Raw genomic sequence first — 26,204 nt, forward strand, 5'->3', positions numbered from 1 at the left:
AGGCGCACTCCAAGTGCGCTGCCCAGAGGCTAGTGGCCCGGAGCGCAGAACATAAATAGAAAGAACGTAATGCGATGATTCAGAGAATTGTGTGGCTAATCAGCCTGTTAGCGCGTAGTTCGCGCGCGATTGCTGGCACTTTGCAAACTAAATACCTGCAAATGTGTCGATAAACATGGGCATTGTAAGAAGGCGTTTCGAGCAGGACAGGATTTGCTGATTTACACTGCGTTCACCAACCTCATCTGTAACAAGGAAATAACCTATGGGCGTGATAAGTGAGTTCAAGGCCTTCGCGGTCAAAGGTAATGTGGTCGACATGGCCGTCGGTATCATCATCGGCGCCGCGTTCGGCAAGATCGTTTCATCGTTTGTCGGCGACGTGGTGATGCCGCCAATCGGCCTGCTGATCGGTGGGGTGGACTTCAGTGACCTGGCGGTTACCCTCAAGGCAGCCAACGGCGATATCCCGGCGGTGGTGCTGGCCTACGGCAAGTTCATCCAGAGCCTGATCGACTTCATCATCGTCGCCTTCGCGATCTTCATGGGCGTCAAAGCCATCAACCGTCTGAAACGCGAGGAGGCCGTGGCGCCCACCCTGCCGCCGGTTCCAACCAAGGAAGAAGAGCTGTTGAGCGAGATTCGTGACCTGCTCAAGGCCCAGAACAATCAGCCCTGAAGGCTGGTTGCGTGCAAAAGAACGGCGCCTTCGGGGCGCCGTTTTTTTTACCAGAAGTTCTCCACCGCCACTTGGCCGGGTCGTCGACTGAGGCTCAAGTGCATGTCCCGCTGCTTGAGCAGCTTGCGTGTGTCATCGATCATCTGGGGGTTGCCGCAGAGCATGACCCGCGAGTGCTCGGGCGTCAGCGCCACCCCCGCCACCCGCTCCAGTTCTCCGTTGTCTATCAGCGTCGTGATTCGCCCGTTAAGGGCGCCGGGGTGCTCCTCGCGCGTGACGGTCGCGATGAACTGCAACTTGTGCGCGTATTCGGCCAGATAGTCGCGCTGCGCCAGCCCCGCGATCAGCGCCTGATAAGCCAGCTCGCGGGCTTCCCTTACGCTGTACACCAGGATGATCCGCTCGAATTTCTCCCACACCTCAAAGTCCTGCAGGATCGACAAAAATGGCGCCACGCCGGTGCCAGTGGATAGCAACCAGAGATCACGACCGTCGACGAAACGATCCAGCGTCAGGTAGCCGAAGGCCTGACGGTCCACCAACAGCGTATCGCCGACCTCCAGCCGACTCAGTTCGCTGGTGAACTCCCCGCCTGGCACCACGATGGAAAAGAACTCGAGAAATTCGTCATGGGGCGAGGAGACCATTGAATAGGCGCGCCATACCGTGCTGCCATCGGTCCGGGTAACGCCCAACCGGGCAAATTGCCCCGCCCGAAAACGAAAACCGGGGTCTCGGGTGGCCCGCAACGTGAACAGGTTGGGGGTCAACGGCTGAACGTCGGTCAGGGTCTGGCGAGTGAATTTTTCTGCGCTGGCGGTCATGGGGTGCTCCATTCAACAGATGCCCCAGTGTCCCGCAAAGCGAGTGATGTAAACACCGGTGATTTGTAGTGGCTTTAGACGAGGCACCCATGTCCTGGGGTTACTGATGCGATTGTAAGTGCCCCTCCTGTCACACTAACCAAAGGGTACAACACAAAATTCAATAGAAGCATTGGGTACAACATATAACGTTGTTAATCCTGACTAAGAACCAGTTATTTACTTTTCAACCTTTTCAAGAGCAAAAAAATTGCAGCCTCTTCGTAGGAATACTCCTACACTCGTGACGTGCCGGATTTCGGATCCAATGTGCACCCCCCAGATACCCCGTATGGAGTTACGCCAATGGAAATGTGGAAGGAATCACGTTTAAGACAGATATCTGAAGCGAGAGACGTTGGAGATGCCTATGAGATATCACTGGATTTCGTCAAAAGCCTTGGCTTTAATTTTTGTGCATTTTCAATCACTTCTCACTTGCGAGGCCCACACTTCGATAGAGTGAATTTCAACAACTACCCAAGTGGCTGGAACGCGGAATATGAACAAAATCACTTCAGAGAAATAGACCCAGTAGTAGCTCATTGCAATCATTCAACAATGCCCATTTTATGGGAAGAGAAGGTTTATTCGAAGACACCAACGCTGTGGCAAGCACAGAAACAACTCGGTTTGCAGTATGGCTGGTCGCAATCGCTCCATGGCGACAACGGGCTGCGCAGCATGCTCAGCCTGGCAAGAAGCGACTGCCCCATCACCCCTTATGAATGGTATGAAAAACTGGGCTACACGATGTTCATCAGCAACCACCTGCATGGGCTCGTCGCTAAAAAATTGCCTGATCGCGTGAAGGATTACTGCAAACCGCATTTATCGGCACGCGAGATCGAGATATTGAAACTGTCAGCCGATGGCAAAACCGCCTACGAGATAGGCATCATCCTATGCATCACTGAACGCACCACGAATTTTCATATTCACCGAGTAATAATGAAACTGGGCGTCAACAACAAGCTTGCGGCAGTGGTCGCAGCCACCAGGGCGTGCTTGATCTGAGCAGTACGCCCGAATACCCAGGAGGAAAAACCTGCGGGTAATCCAAAAGAAAAAAACGTACCATTTGCGGCTCCTCCAGAGTGTTGACGAATGCACCATTACGTCGCAGTCCACTCGGACGGTCCCGCCCGCTACAACGCTTCAGGCAGCGGGACACCACACCCGTTGACTACCCAGAGCCCCGCCTCATGCCCCTGCTCGAAACGCCCTTCGCCCAACTCGATCTGATCCGTCAGCCAGAACAGCAGAACGAACCACTGCAAGCTTTCGATGCCGCAGACGAGTACATGCTCAATTATCTGGCCGAGCAGCAACCGGCCGCGGACACCCGCGTGCTGGTGCTCAACGATAGCTTCGGCGCGTTGGCCGCGAGCCTGGCGGGGCGCGTTGTGGTGACCAGCAGCGGCGACTCGTTTCTGGCCTTCCAGGGCCTGGAAAAGAATCTGATCCGCAACGGCCAGGCCTTTGATGCCGTGCCGAGCGTACCGGCCAACGAAGCCTTTGCGGGGCCGTTTGACCGCGTGTTGATCCGGGTGCCGAAAACCCTGGCCTTGCTGGAAGAGCAACTGATTCGCCTGCAAAGCCAACTGGCCCCGGGTGCTCAGGTGATTGCAGCAGCGATGGTCAAGCATCTGCCCCGTGCCGCCGGTGATCTGCTGGAGCGTTACATCGGCCCGGTGCAAGCCTCGTTGGCGGTGAAAAAAGCCCGGCTGCTGATCGCAACGCCTGAAGCCAAAAGCCCAGCCGTGTCCCCCTACCCTTCACGCTATCAACTCGACACACCGGCGATCGAACTGCTGAACCACGCCAATGTGTTCTGCCGCGAAGGGCTGGACATCGGCACTCGCGCATTTCTTCCACACTTGCCACAGAACCTCGGGACAGCCCGCGTTGCCGATCTCGGTTGTGGTAACGGCGTACTGGCAATCGCCAGCGCTCTGCAAAACCCTGAGGCCCATTACACGCTGGTGGACGAGTCATTCATGGCGGTGCAATCGGCCGCCGAAAACTGGCGCGCAGCACTGGGTGATCGTGACGTGATCGTCCGCGCCGACGATGGCCTGGCCGGACAAGAACCGCAATCGCTGGACGTGGTGCTGTGCAATCCACCGTTTCACCAGCAACAAGTCGTAGGCGACTTTCTCGCCTGGCGGATGTTCCAGCAAGCGCGCGAAGCTCTGGTAACCGGCGGTGCGCTGTACATCGTCGGCAACCGTCACCTGGGTTACCACAGCAAGCTCGCGCGGCTGTTCCGTGGCGTCGAGCAAGTGGCGGCCACGCCGAAATTCGTCATTCTCAAAGCCCGCAAATAATCGCAGGTAAAAAAAACCCTCCGTACAGGAGGGTTTGAATCCGTGCCGCAAGGCAACGGGGATGGGAATGTCGGGTGTTTCAGTGCGTGGACAGACCTGCGGCGTTCATGAACATGCGCATCAGGCTGGCCACGATAAACAGGGCCCCCACGCTACCGACCCAAATCAAGGCCAACCAACCGAGCCGCTGCCAAAGCGGTTTTTTCTCTGCCGCCTTGATTTCCTCCAGGGAATGTTTGCCAGCCATCATCTTGACCTCCTCTGAAACGGCGCAGGTTCAAGCCCTGCGCCATTGTCGTGTGCGCTAGTGATAACCGTCTTCGTGGGTCACCTTGCCGCGGAACACGTAGTAGCTCCAGAAGGTGTAACCCAGGATGAACGGGATGATGAACAGCGTACCGACCAGCATGAAGCCCTGGCTTTGCGGCGGTGCAGCAGCGTCCCAGATCGAGATCGAAGGCGGTACGATGTTGGGCCACAGGCTGATGCCCAGACCGCTGTAGCCGAGGAAGATCAGCACCAACGTCAGCAGGAATGGTGTGTAGTTCGCATTGCGGGCCACGGCGCGGATCAGACCGTACATGGTCACCAGCACCAGGATCGGTACCGGCAGGAACCAGAACAGGTTCGGCAGGGTAAACCAGCGAGCCGCGATCTCGGCATGGGCCAACGGGGTCCAGATACTGACGATACCGATCACCGCCAACACCACGAACGCCAACGGCCGCGCCAGATCATGCATCTGCTGCTGCAACTTGCCTTCGGTCTTCATGATCAGCCAGGTGCAACCCAGCAGCGCATAAGCCACCACCAGCGCGAGGCCGCAGAACAGGGTGAACGGTGTCAGCCAGTCCAGTGAACCACCGGCAAACTGGCGATTGACCACCGGCAACCCATCGATGAATGCCCCCAGGGCCACCCCCTGGAAGAAGGTTGCAGCAATCGAACCACCGATAAACGCCTTGTCCCACAGATGACGCTTGTCGTCCTTGGCCTTGAAGCGGAACTCAAACGCAACGCCCCGGAAAATCAGCCCGATCAGCATGAAAATCAGCGGCAGGTACAGCGCCGAGAGCACCACCGAATAGGCCAGCGGGAACGCGCCGAACAACGCCGCGCCACCCAGTACCAGCCAGGTTTCGTTGCCGTCCCAGACCGGGGCGACGGTGTTCATCATCACGTCACGGTCGGTCTTGCCCGGGATGAACGGGAAGAGAATCCCGATCCCCAGGTCGAAACCGTCCATGACCACGTACATCATGATGCCGAAGATGATGATCACGGCCCAGATCAGCGGAAGATCAATACCCATGACTCAAATCTCCTTGGTCAGGCTGGGACCGTGGTCGTCGTCGGCGGAATCGTCGGCGGCGGACAGCGGACGGGCCGGCGTGCGCTTCTTGCCTGGACCACCTTCGGGCGTTTCCTTGCCTTCGTCGATCTTCGGCCCTTTGCGCACCAGGCGCATCATGTAGCCCAGACCGGCACCGAACAGCGCGAAATACACCACCACGAACAGGACTAGCGTGATGCTCATCTGCAGGAAGCTGTGATTGGAGGACGCATCCGCCGTGCGCATCAGCCCATAGACCACCCACGGCTGACGACCGATTTCAGTGGTGAACCAGCCCGCGAGGATCGCGATCAGGCCGGATGGGCCCATCCACAACGCCAGATATAGGAACGGACGCGAGGTGTACAACTTGTCGCGCTTGCGCAGCCACAGGCTCCACAATCCTGTAAAGATCATCAGCATGCCCAGACCCACCATGATCCGGAACGACCAGAACACAATGGTGGAATTCGGCCGGTCTTCAGGCGGGAAGTCCTTGAGCGCCGGCACTTGCTTGTCCAGGGAATGGGTCAGGATCAGGCTGCCCAGGTAGGGAATTTCTACCGCGTATTTGGTCCGCTCTTCTTTCATGTCGGGCCAGCCGAACAGGATCAGCGGGGTCGGCTCATCGCCGTGATTTTCCCAGTGACCTTCGATCGCAGCGATTTTCGCCGGCTGGTGCTTGAGCGTGTTGAGCCCGTGAAAGTCACCGATGACCGCCTGAATCGGCGCCACGATCAATGCCATCCACATGGCCATCGAGAGCATGGTGCGGATCGCCGGGTTGTCCTTGCCGCGCAGCAAATGCCAGGCCGCGGAAGAGCCGACGAAGAAGGCAGTCGCGACGAACGCGGCCGTCGCCATGTGCATCAGACGGTAGGGGAATGAGGGGTTGAAGATCACGGCGAACCAGTCGGTGGGAATGACCTGGCCATTGATGATTTCGAATCCTTGCGGGGTCTGCATCCAACTGTTGGAGGCGAGAATCCAGAAGGTCGATATCAGCGTGCCGATGGCAACCATGACCGTGGCGAAGAAGTGCAGATTGCGCCCGACCTTGTTCCAGCCGAACAGCATGACGCCGAGGAAACCGGCCTCAAGGAAGAACGCTGTGAGGACTTCGTACGTCAGCAACGGCCCGGTCACGGAACCGGCGAAATCCGAGAAGCGGCTCCAGTTGGTGCCGAACTGATACGCCATGACCAACCCGGACACCACACCCATGCCGAAGTTGACGGCAAAGATCTTCGACCAGAAATGGTACAGATCGCGGTAAGTGTCGTTGTTCGTCTTCAGCCACAAACCTTCGAGTACCGCCAGGTAACTCGCCAGGCCAATGGTGATAGCCGGGAACAGGATGTGGAACGAGATGGTGAACGCAAACTGAATTCGGGCGAGATCAAGCGCCTCCAAACCGAACATAAGTCTTCCTCTGTCAGGTAATACCGGCTGAAGGCTTGCGGCCTGCACCCACTGCCCCCACGGATATGGAGTGTGGCGAATTAGAATTCGTTCTTTTTTTACAAACGTCACAACGTAGGGAGTCTGGCCATCTGGCCACCGGATCATTTCCACAAGGGTCTTGATCTGGATCAAGCAATGGTTAAAAGAGTAGTCCCATTTTTGACGATGGACGGTGTGGTCTTTTGCCGCGTGACAGGTTGCCTCATAGCCCTGCTCATGAACTGAAACACATTACCGGTGGGAGCGAGCCGGCTCGCGAAGCAGTGTGTCAGGCAGCAGAGGTGTCGACTGATACTCCATCATCACGAGCAGGCTCGCTCCCAAAGGGGAATGTCGGTGTTTTTGGAGATCGGTGTCTAGCTAACTAAATTTTCCCAGCCTGCAACTTCTGGTTACAGCTTGGTGATAATCTCGACCCTCACCTCGCTCAAGACCTGCCCTCAGATGCCCAGCCAAGCGCCCTTGCTGTTACGCCATCACCGCCCTTTTATCGCGTTCTGGCTGGCTCGGGTGTTTACCGCCAGCGGTTTTCAGATGCTCACCGTGGCCATCGGCTGGAATCTGTATCAACTGACCGGCAATGTGCTCGACCTGGGCCTGGTAGGGCTGGTGGAATTTGCCCCTCGGGTGTTGTTCATGTTGCACACCGGGCATGTCGCGGACCGCTACGACCGGCGCAAGGTCGCGGCGATCTGCCAGTCTCTTCAAGCGTTGATTGCCCTCTCCCTGGCCATCGGCAGCGCAACCGACCATGTCACCCGCGAGATGATCTTCATCCTCGCGTTCCTGCTCGGCGCCGCACGCTCCTTCGAGATGCCGACCACTCAGGCCCTGCTGCCGAGCATCGTGCCCAGCGCGCTGTTCCCCCGCGCCGTCGCCGCCGCGCAGTCGGCTCAACAATCAGCCACCATCGTCGCCCCGGCCCTTGGCGGTTTGCTCTATGCCTTCGGCAGCGTCTGGGTGTATGGCCCGACCGTGATCCTCTACCTCATTGCCTGCTTGTTGATGCTCAACCTGCCCGCCCGGCAAACACCGTTGAACAAGGGCAAGGCGACGCTGGACTCATTGCTCGCAGGCATCCGCTTCATTCGCAGTCGGCCGGACATTCTCGGGGCGATTTCCCTGGACCTGTTTGCGGTATTGCTCGGCGGGGCAACGGCACTGCTGCCGGTGTTCGCCAAAGACATCTTGTTGACTGGCCCCTGGGGCCTGGGTCTGTTGCGCTCAGCCCCGGCCGTCGGTGCGCTGCTGATGTCGCTGTACCTGGCGCGATTTGCCGTGGAGCGCCAAGTCGGGCGGGTAATGTTCACGGCCGTCGGCGTGTTCGGCGTCGCGACCATCGCGTTCGGCCTCTCGACTTCGTTCTGGTTTTCCCTGGCCGTGCTGGTGGTGTTGGGCGCAGCGGACATGATCAGCATGGTGATCCGCGCCTCCTTCGTGCAACTGGAAACCCCGGACGAAATGCGCGGCCGGGTCAGCGCCGTGAACGGTTTGTTCATCGGTGCTTCGAACCAGTTGGGCGAGTTCGAATCCGGCCTCACCGCCCATTGGTTCGGCACCGTGCCGGCGGTGGTCATGGGCGGTATCGGCACGCTGGTGGTGACGGGGGCGTGGATCAAATTGTTCCCGACCCTGGCCAACCGCGACCGTATGCATGTGCCAATCGAAGAAGCCAAGGCCTAGAGCAGTTTGTCCAGGGTGATGGGGAAATCCCTCACCCGTTTGCCAGTCGCGTGATAGATCGCATTGGCTACCGCTGCCGCCACGCCGACGATGCCGATCTCGCCCACGCCCTTGGAACCCAGGGCATTGACGATCTCGTCGTGTTCTTCGACAAACAGCACGTCAATGTCGCCGATATCAGCGTTTACCGGAATGTGGTATTCGGCCAGGCTGTGATTCATGTGACGACCCAGCGCATGGTCGGTCTGCGTCTCCTCGTGCAAGGCCATGCCGATGCCCCACACCACGCCACCGAGAATCTGGCTGCGGGCCATTTTCGGATTGACCACTCGACCCGCCGCAATCGCGCTGACCACCCGGTTCACCTTCACCGTGCCCAAGTCCTCATCCACCAGCACTTCGACGAACACCGCTGAATGGGTGGCGGTGGCGTAGGCTTCGCGCTTCTCGTCAGGCTCGGCATCAACCTGAACCTCGAGGGTGTCTTCGCCGCAGTCCCGGGCCAGGTCGGCCAGTTTTACCCGCGCATCGCCAAATGTCAGATATCCGTCTTCAAAAGCCGCTTGTTCCGAGGTCACACCACTGAACGCGGGTGAGGTTTGCCGCGCAACGGCGAGCAGCTTTTCCTTTAAGGCTTCGCAAGCCTGCTGAACGGCCGTGCCGACCGACGACACCGTGAACGATCCGCCCTGCAATGGCGCGGTTGGCAATGAAGAGTCGCCAAGGATAAAAGTGACATCCTCTACCGAAACGCCTGACGCCTGCGCGGCAATTTGCGTCATGACCGTGTAGGTGCCCGTGCCGATATCGGTGGTGGCGCTACTGACGATCAGCTTGCCGTTGTGATCAAGCGAAGCCTTGGCGCTGGCCTTCTGCTGCATCGCTTCCCAGACACCGCCGGCCATGCCCCAGCCCACTAACTGTCGACCCTGACGCATGCTGCGCGGTTCGGGATCGCGCTGATCCCAGCCAAAACGTTTGGCACCTTGGGCGTAACATTCGCGCAAGGCTTTGCTGGAATACGGTTTGTCTTCGTTCTGATTGCGCTCGGAATAATTGATCAACCGCAGCTGCACCGGATCGATAGCCAACGCACAGGCCAGTTCGTCCATCGCACATTCAAGGCCAATCAACCCCAGCGCCGCGCCTGGCGCTCGCATGTCGAGGGGCGTGAACACGTCCAGTGGCACAAGTTTGTAGGTCAACTGCACGTTGTCGCAGTGATAGAGCATGCCGCTCCACTCCACCACATGCTCGGTGAAATCCTCGAAACGCGAGGTCTGGCCGATGGCGGTATGAGCCACCGCCAACAAGCGTCCATTGGCCGCAGCGCCCAATTGCAAACGTTGCAAAGTGCGCGGACGGTAGCCGAAGGTGAACATCTGCTGCCGAGTCAATGTCACTCGCACCGAACGCTTGAGGTGCAGCGCGGCCATCACGGCCAGCGCCAGTTGGTACTGCGGACGCAGGCCAGAGCCAAACGCACCGCCGACATACGCGGCGAAAATTCTGACCTGCTCTTTCTCAAGCCCGAACACCTTTTGCACGTATGACTGACAGTTCTGCGGACCCTGAGTCTTGTCATGGATATGCAGACTGCCATCCGCCTGATAAAGCACTGTGCTGGCGTGCGGTTCCATCGGGTTGTGGTGTTCGATCGGCGTGCTGTAGTTCAGATCCAGACTCAGGGCGGCACCGGCAAATTCGGCCTGGAAGTTCCCACGAGGTTCAGGCAGTTCGGCGGGTGCCGGTTTGGCTTCGCCTTGCAGGCTCAACAGATCGGTCTGATGAGACTCGGTGTCGTATTCAATCCTTACCAGCGAACCGGCATAACGCGCCAACTCAAGGTTATCCGCAACGACGAGCGCCAGCGGCTGGCCGCTGTACAGGACCTTATCGTTGTACAACGGACGAAACGGCGATCCCTCAGCCGAGTCGGCGTCTTCGTAATCCTTGTCATAACTGGCGATTGTCGGACGCTGGAGGTGATCGATCACCGCGACAACACCGGGCAATGCCAGCGCCTCGGAGGCGTCAATGCTCAGCACGCGACCGCAGGCGATAGAACTTGAGACAACGCTGCCGTGGAGCAGGCCCTCCTCAGGAAACTCACCGGCGTAGCGGGCCTGGCCGGTAACTTTGAGAGGACCGTCGACCCGGTCCAGTGGTTGGCCCATGGGTAAGGTAAATGTGTTCATCGGGCTTGCCCTCCTCGCGCGGCATCGCTCAAGGCGCGAACAATTGCCTCTCGCGCCAGTTTGACCTTAAAGGCGTTATGTTCGAGCGGTTCGGCCTTTTGCAGGAGCATGTCGGCAGCGGCGCAGAAGGTTTCATGGTTGGCCGCCCTACCCTCCAGCCATTGCTCGACGGCATTGTCACGCCACGGTTTGTGCGCCACGCCACCGAGGACCAAACGCGCTTCGCGAATGGCCGGCCCGGACAAGTCCAGCGCTGCGGCGACCGACACCAGGGCGAAGGCGTAAGAGGCGCGATCGCGAATCTTCAAATAATGGCTGTACTCGGCAAAACCGGCGGCGGGCAACTCGACTGCGGTAATGAGTTCATCGTCGGCCAGTTGGTTATCGCGCTCAGGGGCATCGCCCGGCAATCGGTGGAAGTCGGCAAACGCAATGGTTCTGGCACCGTCGCGCCCCTGGACGTGGACGATTGCCTCCAACGCCGCCAACGCCACACACATGTCGGAAGGATGGGTGGCGACGCAATGCGTACTGGCGCCGAGGATCGCGTGAATCCGGTTGAGACCGTCCCGTGCAGGGCAACCACTGCCGGGCTCCCGCTTATTGCACGGCACGCTGGCGTCGTAGAAGTAATAGCAGCGAGTGCGTTGCAGAAGATTGCCGCCGGTGCTGGCCATGTTGCGCAATTGCGGCGAAGCGCCTGCCAGGATCGCCTGGGATAACAGCGGGTAACGCTGTTCAATCAGCGGATGCCAGGCCAGATCGGCATTGCTGACCAAGGCGCCAATCATCACGCCTCCGCTGGCCGTTTCCTTGACCTCGCGTAGTGGCAAACCGGTGATATCGATCAAATGTTCGGGGCGAGTGAGGTTCTCTTTCATCAAATCCAGCAGATTCGTACCGCCGGCGATGAAGCGCGACGCCGGACTGGCGAGGTGCACGGCGTCCTGCACCGAATCGGGTTTGCTGTAGTGGAAAGGATTCATTGACCACCTCCTTGCCCAGGCTGGCGGCAGGAGGGAAGTACCTCTTCGATGGCATCGCGAATATTGTTGTAGGCACCGCAACGGCAGAGGTTTCCGCTCATCAGCTCCTGAATGTCCGCGCGGGAGTGCGCCCGCCCTTCATTCGCCAGACCGACCGCCGAACAGATCTGCCCCGGCGTGCAATAACCGCACTGAAAGGCATCGTGCTTGATGAAGGCTTGCTGCATGGGGTGTAACTCATCGCCGTTTGCCAGCCCTTCAATGGTGACCAGCTCTGCGCCGTGGCACATCACCGCCAGCGTCAGGCAGGCGTTCACCCGCTTGCCGTTGAGCAACACCGTGCAGGCGCCACACTGGCCATGATCGCAACCTTTTTTGGTGCCGATCAGGTCCAATTGCTCGCGCAGCAGGTCCAAAAGCGTGGTCCAGGGCAAGACCTCCAGTTGACGCTCCTGACCGTTGAGGGTCAGGCGTAACGGGTGACGAACGAAGGACGGCTGCGCCGCCTCGGGGGTGGTCGCACTCATAAACACCTCACGGTTAGTCGTAATAAGCGGCGTTTTGGCAAACCGCCGTCATAAGGGGTACGACTTCGGGGTGGCGAGAGTGTTCAAGGAAACTGATGGGCGCGGAAAGACCAGTATTGGAGCGGGCGAAGTGTTCGTTTGGCTGTTATTAAAAGGTTCGCGCAACTTGAAACCACGAACAGTCAGACCACCAACTCAACCGCCACCGCAGCCCGAGCAGCTTTACCGCACAGTTGCTCCACCAGCGCCAGCGCAAACGGCAGCGCCGCCCCCGATCCCTGGGCAGTGATGCAATTGCCGTCGACCACCACGGGCTGGTCGACAAAATTGCAGCCCGACAATTGATGGCTGGCCGATGGCAGGCAGGTCATGCGCCGCTGACGCAAGACGCCAAAGGCTTGCAACGCCAGCGCGGGGGATTCACCAATGCCGGCGAACAGACGCCCGGCGGCGGCCTGGTCCTTGATCAACTGTTGCAGGGGTTGATGTGCGGCGAGGTGCTGGGAGCCCACCTCGCCTCCAGGCAATACGAGAAGGTCGAACGGCTGGGCCAGCAAGTCCACCAGCATTGCATCGGCGGTCAGGCGGGTACCGCGGGCACAAGTGATCATGCGTCGCCCCTCGATGCTCGCCGCCACCACCTCAACCTTGGCGCGGCGCAATACATCGATCAGGGTGACGGTTTGCAGGTCGTCGATGCCCTCGGCGAGGGTAATCAAAGCTCTAAAGGTCATGGGCGCGGTCCACAGAATGATCTTTAAAGCGTAGTCAGCTTTCCTGACCCTTGTTCGAACGCAGCCGTTACTTGATGTAAAGCTGTGTCGACATCGTGTTGCGGGGCGCGTTGATGGACGTGTTGCTGAAGGTGAAGATGCCGTCCTGCTTGCCCTTCAGATCGAAGATGTACAGATAGCCGACGGTTGTTTCTCCGGATGCGCACTCCCTCAGGTTGCCGGTTTGATAGGCACACACCGCCGTCCGGGTGCCGTCTACGTTAAAACCATCCAGCGCGACGTGCGGACTAAGGCTGCCATATCCAATTTCCAGAACGTAGACCTTGATGTCCGGACCACTGTGGTCGCAGCTCGTCTGCTCCTGTTTCTCGACAATGTTTTCAAGACCACAGCCCGGCGATTGGACCTTGATCACTTTCACCTGGCTCAACGGAGCCGCCATCGCCGCCGAAGCAGTTTGCGCCCCCAGCCACAACGCCATCGCGACGCCCACCACCGCAATCCCACGCTTTTTAATGCACTTCATAACGCCCCCCCAAAACCAGCGCGCAGTATGGCTCACTTCGCTTTACGGCAAAACATCGACGACGATCGCAGCCATAAGCAGCCATAGCCCCACGCTGCTGGTATGATGCGCGGCTTTTTCCGGCCCACAGAAAATTACCAGGCGCTATCAGCGGTCTGTGCTTTGCTGTTGAGGTCGATACATTCACGGCGCCCGGCGCGCCACGGGGAGCAGACATGCTGGAAAGGCTGTTTCAACTCAAGGCACACAACACCAACGTGCGGACCGAGATTCTGGCGGGCGTCACGACCTTCTTGGCCATGGCCTACATTCTGTTCGTCAACCCGAGCATCCTCGGCGAGACCGGCATGGACAAGGGCGCGGTGTTTGTCGCGACCTGCCTGGCAGCAGCCATCGGCTCCACGGTGATGGGCCTGATCGCCAACTACCCGATCGCACTCGCGCCGGGCATGGGCCTGAACGCCTTCTTTACCTACACCGTGGTCCTGCACATGGGCCACACCTGGCAAGTGGCGCTGGGGGCGGTGTTCATCTCGGCGGTGCTGTTCTTCCTGTTGTCGATCTTCCGCATCCGCGAATGGATCATCAACAGCATACCGCTGCCGCTACGCTCAGCGATTGCCGCCGGTATCGGCCTGTTCCTGGCGCTGATCGCCCTGCATAACGCCGGCATCGTCGTCAGCAACCCGGCGACCATGGTTGGCCTCGGTGATTTGAAGCAACCCGCTCCGATCCTCGCGACCCTCGGTTTTGCCCTGATCGTTGCCCTCGAAGCGCTCGCCGTGCGCGGTGCGGTGCTGATCGGCATTCTGGTCGTGACCATCGCGTCCATCGCATTGGGCTTCACGCCGTTCGGCGGCGTGATGTCGATGCCGCCGTCCCTGGCGCCGACCTTCCTGCAACTGGACATCAAAGGTGCGCTCGACATCGGTCTGGTCAGCGTGATTTTCGCTTTCCTGTTCGTCGACCTGTTCGATAACTCCGGCACCCTGATCGGCGTCGCCAAGCGCGCCGGCCTGATGGGCAAGGACGGCCACATGCCAAAAATGGGCCGCGCCCTGATCGCCGACAGCACCGCGGCCATGGCCGGTTCGCTGCTGGGCACCTCGACCACCACCAGCTACATCGAATCCGCCGCTGGCGTGAGTGCCGGTGGCCGTACCGGCCTCACGGCCGTCGTGGTGGCGATCCTGTTCCTGCTTGCGCTGTTCTTCTCGCCGTTGGCCGCCAGTGTTCCGGCGTTCGCCACCGCACCGGCGCTGCTGTTCGTCGCGGTGTTGATGACATCCGGTCTGGCCGAAATAGACTGGGATGACATCACCGTCGCCGCACCGGTCGTGGTCACTACGCTGGCCATGCCGTTTACGTACTCCATCGCCAACGGCATCGCCTTCGGTTTCATCTCCTGGACCGCGATCAAGTTGCTGTCCGGCCGCGGCCGTGAGCTGAACCCGGCGCTGGTGATTCTTTCGATTCTGTTTGTGATCAAGTTGGGTTGGTTCAACGCATGACTTTTGATTCCCAGGCCTACGCCGTTCAGCTCGAAGAAAAGGTCACGCGCCTGCGCGATCTGCTGGCTCCGTTCGATGCACCGGAACCTGCGGTGTTTGACTCGCCGCTGAAAAATTTCCGCCTGCGTGCCGAATTCCGCCTGTGGCGCGAAGGCGGCGATCGGCATTACGCGATGTTTTCCCAGGAAGACAAACGCACGCCGATCCTGATCGAAGCGTTCCCGATCGCCAGCCTGCGCATCAATGAACTGATGCCGCAGCTCAAGGCGGCCTGGAAGGCAAGTGCGGCGCTGAGCCACAAGCTGTTTCAGGTGGAGTTTCTGACCACCCTGGCCGGCGATGCGATGATCACCTTGTGCTATCACCGTCCACTGGATGAACACTGGCACGCGGCGGCATCGAAACTGGCCACCGACCTGAACGTCAGCGTTATCGGTCGTTCGAAAGGCAAACGCGAAGTGATTGGCCATGATTACGTGGTCGAGAAACTCGACGTCGGTGGCCGCACGTTCAGCTACCGCCAGCCCGAAGGTGCATTCACCCAGCCCAACGGCACCGTGAACCAGAAGATGCTCAACTGGGCTTACGACGCCCTCGGCGATCGCCCTGACGATTTGCTGGAGCTGTATTGCGGCAACGGCAACTTCACCCTGCCGCTGGCGACCCGTGTGCGCAAAGTGCTGGCCACGGAAATCAGCAAGACTTCGGTCAACGCCGCACTGAGCAACCTCAGCGAAAACGCTGTGGATAACGTAACCCTGGTGCGGTTGTCCGCAGAAGAGCTGACCGAAGCCCTGAACGAAGTTCGCCCGTTCCGTCGCCTGCAGGGGATCGACCTGAAGAGCTACGAATTCGGTAGCGTCTTCGTCGATCCGCCTCGCGCCGGCATGGACCCGGACACCTGCGAACTGACCCGGCGCTTCGACAACATCCTCTATATCTCCTGCAACCCGGAAACCCTGGCCGCCAACATCGCCCAGTTGCACGACACCCATCGCATCACCCAGTGCGCGATATTCGACCAGTTTCCGTGGACACATCACATGGAATCCGGGGTGTTGCTGACCCGTCGTTGAAGGTCAGTCGCTTAGACAAATCAGCCGTCATCACGACGGCTTTTTTGTGGGTGCTCAATCGGTGACATCTGTCCTGCGCGGACGCCCGCCTTTTCGGCCATTGGCCCGCGCGGCCTCGGCTTTGGCGGCGCTGCTTTGGCGACCATTGCGCGAGGCGATGACCGAGGCAGCCATGTCCATCAACGGCTTGCTCGCCGAAATCATCCCAGCGATGGACACGTGCAGATCCTTGCCCTCATGGCACAGGGCGGTTCCGGAAAAGCCGACTTTGAGGTCTGCGAAATCCTCGACGTCAAAATCATCAAATTCCGGATAGTGCTGCACGGGCAGCAGCACGCCACTGCCATCAATGAAACTGACCGCCAGACAAGGCTCCACAAACCTCACCGAAGTCGCCTGCAATCCGCTCTTCTGGCGCACTTGCCCGCGCTGGATGGCTTCATCCAGCACGGCCTCGGTGACAGGCCGATCGACCAGCATGCCTGCCTGTATCGTTTTCATAGTTGGATCTCCACACCCTCAGGAGCGCCGATCAGCGCCAACAGGGTCTTGTTCGTCTCGGGTTCATAGCAAGCCGAGCCAATCATCCAGGTCGTACTCGCAATCCTTTTTATCACCACGACTTCGCTGGCCTGCCAGTCCCAAATCTGATGATCAAGACAGACCGTGTGCAACTCGCCCCACCAGATGGCACGGGCGCGGCGCAAGTGGGCGGGTTGGCCGAGTGCGTGACGCAATCCTTCCAGCACGGCCACTGGCGGCCGATTTGAATGAGGAATCACATCCCACAGCTCGACACTGTTGTGCCAAAAGCAGAATTTGAAGCGTGCGCTCCAGCTTCCGGCGTCCACATGTGCGTGAGGCGGACAGTGCTCATCACGCAACATGATCACCATTGAAAACCCTTTGTAGCTGAATAACCGCATACCAACCCATCCGTTAGGTTAAGGAATCCGAAGACCCGACATTCCCTGGAAAACCGACAATTGGCGCGACGCCAAATCGCCTTTACGCCTCTGAGACTAGCGCCAAGCCTCGCCTTGGACCGGTGGATAACGGCGCAAAATAGTAAGCAATCCTTTCGCCGCGCCCACAAAAAAGCCGTCACGAGGACGGCTCTGCGGGCGTGTAACACCCTCATCCCGGCAGGTTTTTTCGATACTCGGTGGTGGTCATGCCGGCATAACCCCAGTTATCGGTGTCGACTTCTTCGATCACGATGTGGGTCAATTTCGGATCCTTGCCGAGGACTCGCTCCAAGGTGTCGGTAATCTCGGCGATGACTTGGGCTTTCTGCTCCCGGGTGACGCCGTCACGGGTAATACGCACGCTGACGAAAGGCATGATGCTGCTCCTGGCCGGTTATCAAGGAAGACGCCGGTCAAGTAAAGCACCGCCGGGCCGATTTCATCTACAGTGGCGAAATCCAGTCCCTCATTGACCCCCGGTGTCATCCATCATGCAGCGAGTATTCGACGATCTTCAGCTGGGCAGCATCGAACTGTTTTGCCTCGCCGCCGAGGCCGGCAGCTTTACGGCGGCCGCGTTGGTGGCGGGCGTCACACCGGCCGCCGTGAGTCGATCGGTGTCGCGCATGGAAGAACGTCTGGGCGTGCGGCTGTTTGCGCGTACCACCCGCAGCGTCAAGCTGACCGACAGCGGTCGGCGCTATTACGAGGAATGTCGTCAGGCCCTGGCGCAGTTGGTGGAGGCTCAGCGCGAGGTCATGGGCCAGCAACAGCAACCGTCCGGGACACTGCGCATCAGTATTCCCACGACGTATGCGCACCATCGGATCTTGCCGTTGTTGCCGGCATTCCGGGCGCGTTTTCCAGACGTGAAAGTCGAATCGCACATCAGCAATCGCAACATCGATTTTGTCGGCGAAGGCTATGACATGGCGATCCGCGTGCGGGCGATTCCGGATTCCGGGCTCATCGCCCGGCACCTTGAGGACGCCGCCCTGGTGATGATTGCCAGCCCCGATTACCTGAAGCGCGCGGGCACCCCGCAAAGCCTGGACGACCTTGCGCAGCACGAATGCATTCAATACGAATTGCCCAGCAGCGGTCGGCGCATTGCCTGGCTGTTCAACGACGACGGCGTCCCGCGGGAGATTCTTGCCGAGGGCAGCCTCAGTTGTTCTGACGACGTACTCGGCGGCGTGACCCTGGCCAAACACGGGGCGGGGCTTTTTCAAACCTACCGCTTCATCGTTGAAAACGAACTGGCCGATGGCTCATTGGTGGAAGTGCTCAAGCCGTATGGCGGACGCTCGCGCCCCTTCACCCTGCTCTATCCACAGACCCGTCATATGCCGCTTAGACTGCGGGCATTTATCGATTTCCTGGTCGAGCATCTGCCGCGATAAGTCGTGCGACTGTCCGATCACCGCACACAAAACCTCACTGAAACCGCTCTTCAATTGACCGAACTAACCAGCTAGTACAATTTATCTCCACAGGCTGATCACCTCAGCCCATTCCAAAAATAATATGTGGAGAGACTTCGATGTCCCCTATCGTTCTGGTGCTCAACGGCCCGAATCTGAACCTGCTTGGCACCCGCGAACCGGCGACTTATGGTCACGAAACCCTGGCCGATATCTCTGCCCTGTGCGGACGCGCCGCCGAAGAATTCGGCTTGGCAGTGGAGTTTCGCCAAACCAACCATGAAGGCGAATTGCTCGACTGGATTCACGCGGCCCGTGGCCGTTGCGCCGGGATTGTCATCAACCCGGCGGCCTGGACGCACACGTCAGTCGCGATCCGCGATGCCTTGGTCGCCAGCGAATTGCCAGTGGTCGAAGTTCACCTGTCCAACGTTCACGCCCGCGAACCCTTCCGGCATCACTCCTTCGTTTCCGCCATTGCCACAGCGGTGATGGCCGGTTTCGGCAGCCATGGTTATCGCCTGGCGCTGGATTACTTCAGCCAACGTTTGAAGGGGTAAGCACCGTGACTCAGAACAACGCGGTACTGGCCGGGCTGATCGGCGCCGGCATCCAGGCTTCCCGTACTCCGGCACTGCACGAGCATGAAGGTGATGCCCAGGGTTTGCGTTATCTGTATCGCTTGATCGACCTCGATCAGTTGAAACTCGACAGCAGCGCCCTGCCCGATCTGTTGATGGCCGCCGAACGCATGAACTTCACCGGCCTGAATATCACCTTCCCGTGCAAGCAGGCGATCATCCCGTTGCTCGACGAATTGTCGCCGGAAGCTCGCGGCATCGGGGCGGTGAACACGGTCGTGCTGAAGGACGGCAAGCGCATCGGCCACAACACCGATTGCCTCGGTTTTGCCGAGGGTTTTCGCCGGGGCTTGAAGGACGTTGCCCGCGAGCGTGTGGTCCAGATGGGCGCTGGCGGGGCCGGGGCGGCAGTGGCCCATGCGCTATTGAGTGAAGGCGTACAGCTGCTGAGTATTTTCGATGTGGAAATCAGCCGTGCGCAGTCCTTGGCGGACAATCTCAATCAACACTTCGGCGCTGGCCGGGCCGTGGCGGGGCATGATTTGCCGAGCACGCTGGGCCAGGCGGATGGGTTAGTGAACACCACGCCCATGGGCATGAAGAAACTGCCGGGCATGCCGGTGCCCGTGGAGTTGCTGCGAAGTGAATTGTGGGTGGCGGAGATTGTTTATTTTCCGCTGGAAACCGAGTTGCTACGCAATGCCCGCGCCTTGGGTTGCCGAACGCTGGATGGCGGCAACATGGCGGTGTTTCAGGCGGTGAAGGCGTTTGAGTTGTTCAGTGGCGTGGTGCCGGATGCGCAGCGGATGTTGGCGCATTTTCAGAGCATGAATGGCTAAGGTTGAAAGTATGAGGGCTGCATCGCAGCCCAACGGGGCGATGCGGTGTTCCGACGCCCCCTCGCCACAGGTCAGGCTTGCAGGTATCGCAAGACCGACTCGCAGATCATCTCCCGATGACGCTGCTTGATGCTTTCGTCCGGCAAGTCGATCTGAAAAATCTCACCGAAGGTATGACGGTTGGACACGCGATAAAAGCAAAACGAGCTGATCAGCAGATGCACATCCAGCGGCTCAAGCCCTGAACGGAACACGCCCTCTTCAGCCCCGCGACGCAAAATCACGCCCAGGGAATCGAGGATGGTGTTGTTCATCGCCTTGATCGCATCGGAACGCTTCACGTACTCCGCGTTGTGAATGTTCTCGATGCTGACGATGCGCACGAAATCGACGTTGCGGTCATGGTGGTCGAAGGTGAATTCCACCAGTCGCCGAATCGCCTCCACCGGCGCCAGTTCGGCCAGGTGCAGATGGTTTTCCGTGTTGCGGATGTCGCCGTAGAGTTTCTCCAGCACCTCGACGTACAGCTGTTCCTTACTGCCGAAGTAGTAATAAATCATGCGTTTGGAAGTGTGGATGCGCTCGGCGATGGCATCGACGCGAGCACCGGAAAGCCCTTGCTGGACGAATTCGACAATCGCCTCTTGAAGGATGTTCTCGCGGGTCTTTTCCGGGTTGTTCTTGCGACTCTTGCGCGGCCCGGCAATCGGTTCGGCGGGCACTGCGGAGAGTTCTGAAGTTATCGTCATTGCGGGCTCACGGCCATCACTGCACAGGCTGGCGATTATGGGCCGCGCCGCACAGTGAAGGAAGCCGCGCGGCAGCGGTTTGTCGCCGTGTTTACGATTTTCCTACAACTTTGCCGGACGTACCGCACCACTTCGGGACTTGGCCATGGCCGCCAGGCGTACCGCCACATTGGCCGCACCGTAACCGGCGTAGCCATTTTTGCGCTGGATGATTTCAAAGAAGAACCGCCCTTCGAACGGCTCCGTGTACACATGGAACAGCTCGCCGCCCTGGGCATCGCGGTCATAAAGAACGTTGAAATACGCCAGTTCACTGAGGAATTCGTCGTCGAAATCGAACCGTGCAGCGAGGTCATCGTAATAGTTGAGCGGAATATCCAGCAGCGGCACGCCCGCCTCTTTGGCACGACTGACTTCGGCAAAGATGTCATCGCAATCAAACGCGATGTGATGCACGCCGGAGCCGCGATAACTCGACAGCGCGTGTGAGATCGCGGTGTTGCGGTTTTCGGAAATGTTCAGCGGCAGGCGAATCGAACTGTCACGACTGCGCAACGCTCGACTTTTCACCAAACCGTAAGGATCGGGCAGCACCACTTCGTCATCGGCTTCGAAATCCAGCAGGCTCTTATAGAACAGCACCCAACTGTCGAGACTGTCGGCCGGCAATGCCATCGCCATGTGGTCGATGCGTTTGAGGCCACCACCGGCCACGGCAGCCGGTTGCAGATGGAAATCAGTGCCGTAGACATCGGCGTCCTGATCCACCAGATAAATCAGGCTGCCATCCGGTGCGCGCACGGCAGCGAGCTCAAGTTCATTGGGACCGACCAGTCCGCGATACGGTTGCCCCTTGTAAGCCACGGCCCGAGCGAGCGCACAGGCGCTGTCCTTGACCCGCACGGCGGTGGCGCACAGCGACGGACCGTGCGCTTCGAAAAAACTGTGGGCAAACGAGTAAGGCTCGGAATTGAGGATCAGGTTGATGTCACCTTGACGCAGCAGGCTCACGCTCTTGGAGCGATGTTGCCCGGCTTTGACGAAACCCAGTCGCTCCAGCCAATGGGAAAGCTTGGCGCCAAGGCTTTCGTCCACAGCGAATTCGAGAAACTCGATGCCGTTGTATTCGCTGGCCTTGGGCGTTTCGAACAGTATGTCGAGGCTGACCGCCGGTGTCGTTTCCTGTGCCAGACGCTGACGGGTTTTCTCCTCCAGATACAGCAACGAACGCAAACCGTCGGCGGCATTGGCCCGAGGCGGCGCGGCACGGAAACCGTCGTTGAAGATTTCCAGCGACAGCGGCCCGGTGTACCCACTCTTGATGATCGGAGCCAGGAAGCCCGGCAAATCGAATTCGCCCTGACCTGGGAAGCAGCGGAAATGCCGGCTCCACTCGAGCACGTCCATCGCCAGAATCGGTGCGTCGGCCATTTGTACGAAGAAGATTTTATCGCCAGGGATCTCGGCGATCGAACTCGGATCACCCTTGAGCGACAGCGTGTGAAAGCTGTCCAGCAGCACACCGAGGCTTGGGTGATCGGCCTGACGGACGATGTTCCACACCTGTTGCCAGGTGTTCACATGCCGGCCCCAGGCCAGCGCTTCGTAGCCAATCCGCAACCCGCGTGCGCCGGCGCGTTCGGCCAGCAGGCGCAAGTCGTCGATGAGGATATTTTCATCACCGATGGAATCGGCGGACGCGTTGCTGCACACCAGCACCAGGTCGGTGCCCAGTTCCTGCATCAGGTCGAACTTGCGCTCGGCCCGTTCCAGATTGCGATGCAAACGGTCGCGGCGGCAGCCTTCAAAGTCCCGAAAGGGTTGAAACAGTGTGATCGCGATCCCGAGATCGGCGCACATCTGCTTGATTTCCCGCGGGCTGCCGTCGTAGTAGAGAAGGTCGTTTTCGAAGATCTCCACCCCGTCGAACCCGGCGGCGGCAATGGCTTCGAGTTTTTCCGGCAGGGTACCGCTCAAGGAAACGGTGGCAATGGAACGCTGCATATTTCGGCTCCCGGTGGTGGAGACAATCTTATTAAAGGCGTCGCACCCTTTTTGCAGGAGCGAAGCTTGCTCGCGAAGGCGATCTTGAGGACGCCATCGCCGGCAAGCCTGGCTCCTACAGGGATCGCGTTTCTCTCGGGGGAATTATTGGCTTGGCAGTCGAACACAGCAATTTAAAGTGTACTACCCAGTTAGTTTTGCGTGCGATTATCGAACACAATGGCCCTTGGCGAATTGACGATTTTTCGTCCACTGCCCAACATCGACGACACATTGAGCCCGGTCACACACATCGGTCTCGATGACCAAAGACTCAGAACACCACATAAAAATAATCGGTGGCCTACATGACTCCTTCTCAAAGCTCTCCCGTGGAGCGTTCCTCCATGACTCCTGCCAGCGGCGGTATCGGCGACAAGATTCGCGGCGCCATGGCGGTCGGCAAGACCCGTTGGGGCATGCTGGCACTGGTGTTTTTTGCCACCACGCTCAACTACATCGACCGCGCTGCACTGGGCGTCATGCAGCCTATCCTCGCCAAGGAAATGAGCTGGACGGCGATGGACTACGCCAACATCAACTTCTGGTTCCAGGTCGGCTACGCCATCGGTTTCGTGCTGCAAGGCCGGTTGATCGATCGGGTCGGTGTGAAGCGCGTGTTCTTCTGCGCAGTGTTGCTCTGGAGCCTGGCGACCGGCGCCCACGGCCTGGCCACGTCGGCGGTCGGCTTCATGGTCTGCCGGTTCATCCTCGGTTTGACCGAAGCCGCCAACTACCCGGCTTGCGTGAAAACCACGCGCTTGTGGTTCCCGGCCGGCGAGCGCGCCGTGGCCACCGGCATCTTCAACGCCGGCACCAACGTCGGCGCAATGTTCACGCCGATGCTGCTGCCGCTGATCCTGCACGTGTGGGGCTGGCAAGCCGCGTTCCTGTGCATGGCGTCACTGGGCGGGATCTGGTTGCTGTTCTGGGGTTTGAAGTACTTCAACCCGGAAGACCATCCGAGCGTCAAACAATCGGAACTGGACTACATCCAGAAGGAAGTCGAGCCGGAGCAGACCCGTGTACCGTTCTCGAAAATCCTGCGCATGCGTGGCACCTGGGCCTTCGCCCTCGCCTACTCCATCACCGCACCGGTGTTCTGGTTCTACCTGTACTGGCTGCCGCCGTTTCTCAATCAGCAATACAACCTGGGGATCAACGTGACCCAGATGGGTATCCCGCTGATCATCATCTACCTGACTGCAGACTTCGGCAGCGTCGGCGGCGGGATCCTGTCCTCGCTCCTGATCGGCCGCGGCATGAATCCGATCAAGGCGCGCCTGTTGTCCATGTTCCTGTTCGCCTGCTGCATCGTCGGCGTAATCATGGCGGCGGGTTCGAGCAGTCTGTGGGTCGCGGTGTTCGCCATCTCCCTGGCCATCGGTGCGCACCAGGCCTGGACCGCCAACATCTGGAGCCTGGTGATGGACTACACGCCTAAACACATGATGAGTACGGTATTTGGATTCGGCGGCATGTGCGCAGCCATCGGCGGTATGTTCATGACTCAGTTGGTCGGCCACATCCTGACGGTCACCAACAACAACTACACCGTGCTGTTCACCCTGATTCCGGCGATGTACTTCATTGCCCTGACCTGGATGTACTTCATGGCACCGCGCAAGATTCCTACTGTCACCGAGTAAAGTCCCCTCCCTTGGCAGGCCTGGTTCCAGGCCTGCCTGTTTGATTTTCCTACCGACGACTCTGTTGCCACGCCGCCGCCAACCCGCTGCAGCAAATCACCGCGATCCCGATCACCGTGGTCAGGGTCGGTGTGTGGGAGAACAGCAGCCAGCCCAGCAAACCGGCAAAGACGATCTGGCAGTAACCGAACGGCGCCAACAACGCGGGCGCGGCGTGGCGGAAGGCCTGAGTCAGAAACAAATGCGCGGTCATCCCGCAGGTCCCCAGCGCCACCATCATGAAACCATGCCCCAGTGTCGGCACTTGCCAGAAGAACGGCACCAGCGCGCTCATCACCAGGGTGTTGCACAAGCCGGCGAAGAAGTTGCTGGTGGTCGGGCTGTCGATGTTGCTGAGCTTGCGAGTAAGCAACTGATAAAAGCAGAAAAACAGCGCTGAACAGAGCGGCAGCAGCACCGCCGGCGTGAACAGATCGCCACCGGGGTGGACGATGATCAATACGCCGACAAACCCGCAAATCACCGCGATCCATTGGCCACGTGTCACGCGCTCCCCCAACAGCGGCACCGAGAGCGCAGTCACCAGAACCGGCGCAAGAAAGTTGACCGCCGTCGCTTCAGCCAACGGGATGTACTGCAGGCCGGTGGTAAAAAACAAACTGGTGCCCAACAGGCACAACGCCCTCACCAACTGCAGCATCGGTCGTTTGGTCCGTAGGACGCGCAACCCGGACTGCGGCAGAAAAATCCCGGCCATCAACAAGGTGTGCACCACATAACGAGCCCAGACCACCATCACGATCGGATAGAAGCCCGAGAGGTATTTCGAAAAGGCGTCATGGCTGGAAAACAGGAAAGTGGCGACGACAATCAGCAAAATCCCTTTGAAGGGCTGGTTAACGCCGGAGAGCGGAGTGCTGGCGGTCATGGGTTTCCCTTGAGAAGTGCAACGTGTCTCGGGCGGCGAGTTCCAATAATTTAGAACCTGGTTCCAGATTCCAACACAAGCTTCAGCCGAAAGTGTTCGAATACCGCACAGTTTCACGATCAATAAAAATCAACCGTGGAAGTGAGCCTGCTCGCGATGGCGGACTGACATTCAACATTTGAGCTATTTGAAAGTTCACTTTCGCGAGCAGGCTCGCTCCCCGTAAATTAGCTGAACAACTCCGACGCCAGACTCGCCGCCGCCAATTCCTCGGTATACCTCAACAACAGCGGCGCCAATTCATGCAACCGCGCCCCCGGCATCCGCGCACTCGGTCCGGCGATGCTCAGCACACCGATCACACGACCCTCGCTCGGGTGCCGCACCACCGCCGCGATCGCCGAGGTGCCCACCGCCGAGCTTTCCTCGACCCAGGCATAGCCCTGCTCCCGCGCCAAACGCAGACGTTCGAGCAGTTCAATGTTGGATCGCGGAGCATTCGGCCCGAGGTCTTTTGGCTGCTCGCCGCCCTGGCGCTCAACCAGCGACAACGCTTCGGCATCGCTCATGCACGCCAGCCACGCATGGCCCGACGCGGTATAAAACAACGGCGCATCGCGGCCCATTTCCGGGTCGTAGCGCAGGCCGGAACGGGCCCCCTGGGACTTGGCAATCCAGATCTGCCGCTCACCTTCAATCACCCCCAGACGCACCAACTCCCCGGTGTCCTGGGCCAGGCGATCCAGCACTGGCTGAACGATATCGGCGCCGCTGCCCGACAAATAACGAAACCCCATCGCCACCAGTTTGGTGGACAAGTGATACCGCAGGTTCTCCGGATTCTGCCGCACATAACCCAACCTGATCAGTTCCGCGAGCAGGCGGTGAGTTGCGCTTTTCGGGATGTCCAGTTGCTCCGCGAGCATCTGCATCGGCAGACCGCGAGGGTCACTGGTGAGGCTTTCGAGCACATTGAAGACACGTTCGATCTGACTGCCGGCCATGGGAGGTTCCACCTACAATTTGCCTGATTCTAGAAGATGAACCCTGTAATGCGAAATCTGGAACCCGATGCTCGACAGACCCGCGGGTCGCCCGTTCGATAAAAATCCG

The 26,204-nt window shown here is 59.2% G+C and carries 26 protein-coding genes; 10 read left to right on the top strand and 16 right to left on the bottom strand.

Annotated elements, in window-relative coordinates:
* The first annotated feature begins 265 nt into the window (after positions 1 to 265).
* Entirely contained in the window at positions 266 to 679 is a 414-nt protein-coding gene (mscL, locus tag FBY01_RS17810; protein ID WP_010467482.1) for a large-conductance mechanosensitive channel protein MscL, read from the top strand.
* Positions 680 to 726: 47 nt separating this feature from the next.
* Here mscL and FBY01_RS17815 read toward each other — a convergent pair whose 3' ends face one another.
* Positions 727 to 1,503 carry a ferredoxin--NADP reductase gene (locus tag FBY01_RS17815; protein WP_010467481.1) on the bottom strand — a complete coding sequence of 259 codons (777 nt, stop codon included), beginning with the start codon at positions 1,501 to 1,503 and terminating at the stop codon, positions 727 to 729.
* Between the two features lie 345 nt (positions 1,504 to 1,848).
* On the opposite strand from FBY01_RS17815, the gene FBY01_RS17820 reads away from it, so the two are divergent.
* On the top strand, positions 1,849 to 2,559 hold the full coding sequence (locus FBY01_RS17820; protein ID WP_077749409.1) for an autoinducer binding domain-containing protein: 711 nt from the start codon (positions 1,849 to 1,851) through the stop codon (positions 2,557 to 2,559).
* 188 nt (positions 2,560 to 2,747) lie between these two features.
* The gene (locus tag FBY01_RS17825; RefSeq protein WP_145308801.1) at positions 2,748 to 3,872 is read left to right on the top strand and encodes a class I SAM-dependent methyltransferase; all 1,125 of its coding nucleotides are present in this window, start codon (positions 2,748 to 2,750) and stop codon (positions 3,870 to 3,872) included.
* A 79-nt stretch (positions 3,873 to 3,951) separates the two neighbouring features.
* Here the strand turns inward: FBY01_RS17825 and FBY01_RS17830 are convergent, their stop codons facing one another.
* Genes FBY01_RS17830 through FBY01_RS17840 form a run of 3 tightly spaced genes read right to left on the bottom strand, consistent with a single transcriptional unit; the run spans position 3,952 to position 6,627 of the window.
* Positions 3,952 to 4,119: a DUF2474 domain-containing protein gene (locus FBY01_RS17830; RefSeq protein WP_010467474.1), complete on the bottom strand. Its 168-nt coding sequence runs from the start codon at positions 4,117 to 4,119 to the stop codon at positions 3,952 to 3,954.
* A gap of 57 nt (positions 4,120 to 4,176) precedes the next feature.
* Entirely contained in the window at positions 4,177 to 5,184 is a 1,008-nt protein-coding gene (gene cydB, locus FBY01_RS17835; RefSeq protein WP_083375711.1) for a cytochrome d ubiquinol oxidase subunit II, read from the bottom strand.
* Positions 5,185 to 5,187: 3 nt separating this feature from the next.
* Positions 5,188 to 6,627 (bottom strand): cytochrome ubiquinol oxidase subunit I, encoded by a 1,440-nt coding sequence (locus FBY01_RS17840; protein ID WP_145308803.1) that lies wholly within the window; start codon positions 6,625 to 6,627, stop codon positions 5,188 to 5,190.
* A gap of 486 nt (positions 6,628 to 7,113) precedes the next feature.
* On the opposite strand from FBY01_RS17840, the gene FBY01_RS17845 reads away from it, so the two are divergent.
* Positions 7,114 to 8,352: an MFS transporter gene (locus FBY01_RS17845; protein ID WP_083375710.1), complete on the top strand. Its 1,239-nt coding sequence runs from the start codon at positions 7,114 to 7,116 to the stop codon at positions 8,350 to 8,352.
* Here the strand turns inward: FBY01_RS17845 and FBY01_RS17850 are convergent.
* The 5 genes from FBY01_RS17850 to FBY01_RS17870 form a co-directional block, all read right to left on the bottom strand.
* Positions 8,349 to 10,550, bottom strand: a complete 2,202-nt coding sequence (locus FBY01_RS17850) for a xanthine dehydrogenase family protein molybdopterin-binding subunit (protein ID WP_145308805.1) — start codon at positions 10,548 to 10,550, stop codon at positions 8,349 to 8,351. The two genes, FBY01_RS17845 and FBY01_RS17850, sit on opposite strands and share 4 nt — an antisense overlap.
* Entirely contained in the window at positions 10,547 to 11,536 is a 990-nt protein-coding gene (locus FBY01_RS17855) for a xanthine dehydrogenase family protein subunit M (protein ID WP_145308807.1), read from the bottom strand. Before FBY01_RS17855 ends, FBY01_RS17850 begins: the two co-directional genes overlap by 4 nt.
* Positions 11,533 to 12,063, bottom strand: a complete 531-nt coding sequence (locus FBY01_RS17860) for a (2Fe-2S)-binding protein (RefSeq protein WP_145308809.1) — start codon at positions 12,061 to 12,063, stop codon at positions 11,533 to 11,535. Before FBY01_RS17860 ends, FBY01_RS17855 begins: the two co-directional genes overlap by 4 nt.
* A gap of 182 nt (positions 12,064 to 12,245) precedes the next feature.
* A complete protein-coding gene (locus FBY01_RS17865; protein ID WP_145308811.1) occupies positions 12,246 to 12,797 on the bottom strand; it encodes a DJ-1 family glyoxalase III in 552 nt (183 codons plus the stop codon).
* Positions 12,798 to 12,864: 67 nt separating this feature from the next.
* Complete coding sequence (locus FBY01_RS17870) at positions 12,865 to 13,323, bottom strand: DUF4879 domain-containing protein (protein WP_145308813.1); 459 nt, start codon at positions 13,321 to 13,323, stop codon at positions 12,865 to 12,867.
* 215 nt (positions 13,324 to 13,538) lie between these two features.
* Between FBY01_RS17870 and FBY01_RS17875 the strand changes: the two genes are divergently transcribed.
* A complete protein-coding gene (locus tag FBY01_RS17875) occupies positions 13,539 to 14,834 on the top strand; it encodes an NCS2 family permease (RefSeq protein WP_010467459.1) in 1,296 nt (431 codons plus the stop codon).
* Complete coding sequence (trmA, locus tag FBY01_RS17880) at positions 14,831 to 15,910, top strand: tRNA (uridine(54)-C5)-methyltransferase TrmA (protein ID WP_145308815.1); 1,080 nt, start codon at positions 14,831 to 14,833, stop codon at positions 15,908 to 15,910. Before FBY01_RS17875 ends, trmA begins: the two co-directional genes overlap by 4 nt.
* Positions 15,911 to 15,964: 54 nt before the next feature.
* Here the strand turns inward: trmA and FBY01_RS17885 are convergent, their stop codons facing one another.
* From FBY01_RS17885 to FBY01_RS17895, 3 genes are all read right to left on the bottom strand, one after another.
* Positions 15,965 to 16,411, bottom strand: a complete 447-nt coding sequence (locus FBY01_RS17885) for a DUF2442 domain-containing protein (protein ID WP_145308818.1) — start codon at positions 16,409 to 16,411, stop codon at positions 15,965 to 15,967.
* Positions 16,408 to 16,836 (bottom strand): DUF4160 domain-containing protein, encoded by a 429-nt coding sequence (locus tag FBY01_RS17890; RefSeq protein ID WP_145308820.1) that lies wholly within the window; start codon positions 16,834 to 16,836, stop codon positions 16,408 to 16,410. The genes FBY01_RS17885 and FBY01_RS17890 overlap by 4 nt, the downstream gene beginning before the upstream one ends.
* Positions 16,837 to 17,047: 211 nt before the next feature.
* The gene (locus FBY01_RS17895; RefSeq protein ID WP_010467451.1) at positions 17,048 to 17,254 is read right to left on the bottom strand and encodes a 4-oxalocrotonate tautomerase family protein; all 207 of its coding nucleotides are present in this window, start codon (positions 17,252 to 17,254) and stop codon (positions 17,048 to 17,050) included.
* Between the two features lie 115 nt (positions 17,255 to 17,369).
* On the opposite strand from FBY01_RS17895, the gene FBY01_RS17900 reads away from it, so the two are divergent.
* The 3 genes from FBY01_RS17900 (at position 17,370) to FBY01_RS17910 (ending at position 19,722) form a co-directional block, all read left to right on the top strand.
* Complete coding sequence (locus FBY01_RS17900; RefSeq protein WP_010467449.1) at positions 17,370 to 18,281, top strand: LysR family transcriptional regulator; 912 nt, start codon at positions 17,370 to 17,372, stop codon at positions 18,279 to 18,281.
* 140 nt (positions 18,282 to 18,421) lie between these two features.
* On the top strand, positions 18,422 to 18,862 hold the full coding sequence (aroQ, locus tag FBY01_RS17905; protein ID WP_077749419.1) for a type II 3-dehydroquinate dehydratase: 441 nt from the start codon (positions 18,422 to 18,424) through the stop codon (positions 18,860 to 18,862).
* Positions 18,863 to 18,867: 5 nt separating this feature from the next.
* Entirely contained in the window at positions 18,868 to 19,722 is an 855-nt protein-coding gene (locus tag FBY01_RS17910) for a shikimate dehydrogenase (protein ID WP_145308821.1), read from the top strand.
* Between the two features lie 71 nt (positions 19,723 to 19,793).
* Here FBY01_RS17910 and FBY01_RS17915 read toward each other — a convergent pair whose 3' ends face one another.
* Complete coding sequence (locus tag FBY01_RS17915; RefSeq protein ID WP_042932539.1) at positions 19,794 to 20,471, bottom strand: TetR/AcrR family transcriptional regulator; 678 nt, start codon at positions 20,469 to 20,471, stop codon at positions 19,794 to 19,796.
* A 102-nt stretch (positions 20,472 to 20,573) separates the two neighbouring features.
* Complete coding sequence (quiC, locus tag FBY01_RS17920; protein ID WP_145308824.1) at positions 20,574 to 22,475, bottom strand: 3-dehydroshikimate dehydratase QuiC; 1,902 nt, start codon at positions 22,473 to 22,475, stop codon at positions 20,574 to 20,576.
* A gap of 386 nt (positions 22,476 to 22,861) precedes the next feature.
* Here quiC and FBY01_RS17925 point away from each other — a divergent pair, with 386 nt between their 5' ends.
* Positions 22,862 to 24,163: an MFS transporter gene (locus FBY01_RS17925; protein ID WP_010467439.1), complete on the top strand. Its 1,302-nt coding sequence runs from the start codon at positions 22,862 to 22,864 to the stop codon at positions 24,161 to 24,163.
* 49 nt (positions 24,164 to 24,212) lie between these two features.
* Here the strand turns inward: FBY01_RS17925 and FBY01_RS17930 are convergent, their stop codons facing one another.
* Together FBY01_RS17930 and FBY01_RS17940 are read right to left on the bottom strand one after the other, a co-directional pair.
* On the bottom strand, positions 24,213 to 25,091 hold the full coding sequence (locus tag FBY01_RS17930; RefSeq protein ID WP_010467437.1) for a DMT family transporter: 879 nt from the start codon (positions 25,089 to 25,091) through the stop codon (positions 24,213 to 24,215).
* Between the two features lie 227 nt (positions 25,092 to 25,318).
* Positions 25,319 to 26,095: an IclR family transcriptional regulator gene (locus tag FBY01_RS17940; protein ID WP_010467435.1), complete on the bottom strand. Its 777-nt coding sequence runs from the start codon at positions 26,093 to 26,095 to the stop codon at positions 25,319 to 25,321.
* Positions 26,096 to 26,204: the final 109 nt, after the last annotated feature.

It is taken from the genome of Pseudomonas sp. SJZ077, assembly GCF_007993905.1.
GTDB classification, from domain to species: Bacteria; Pseudomonadota; Gammaproteobacteria; order Pseudomonadales; family Pseudomonadaceae; genus Aquipseudomonas; species Aquipseudomonas mandelii.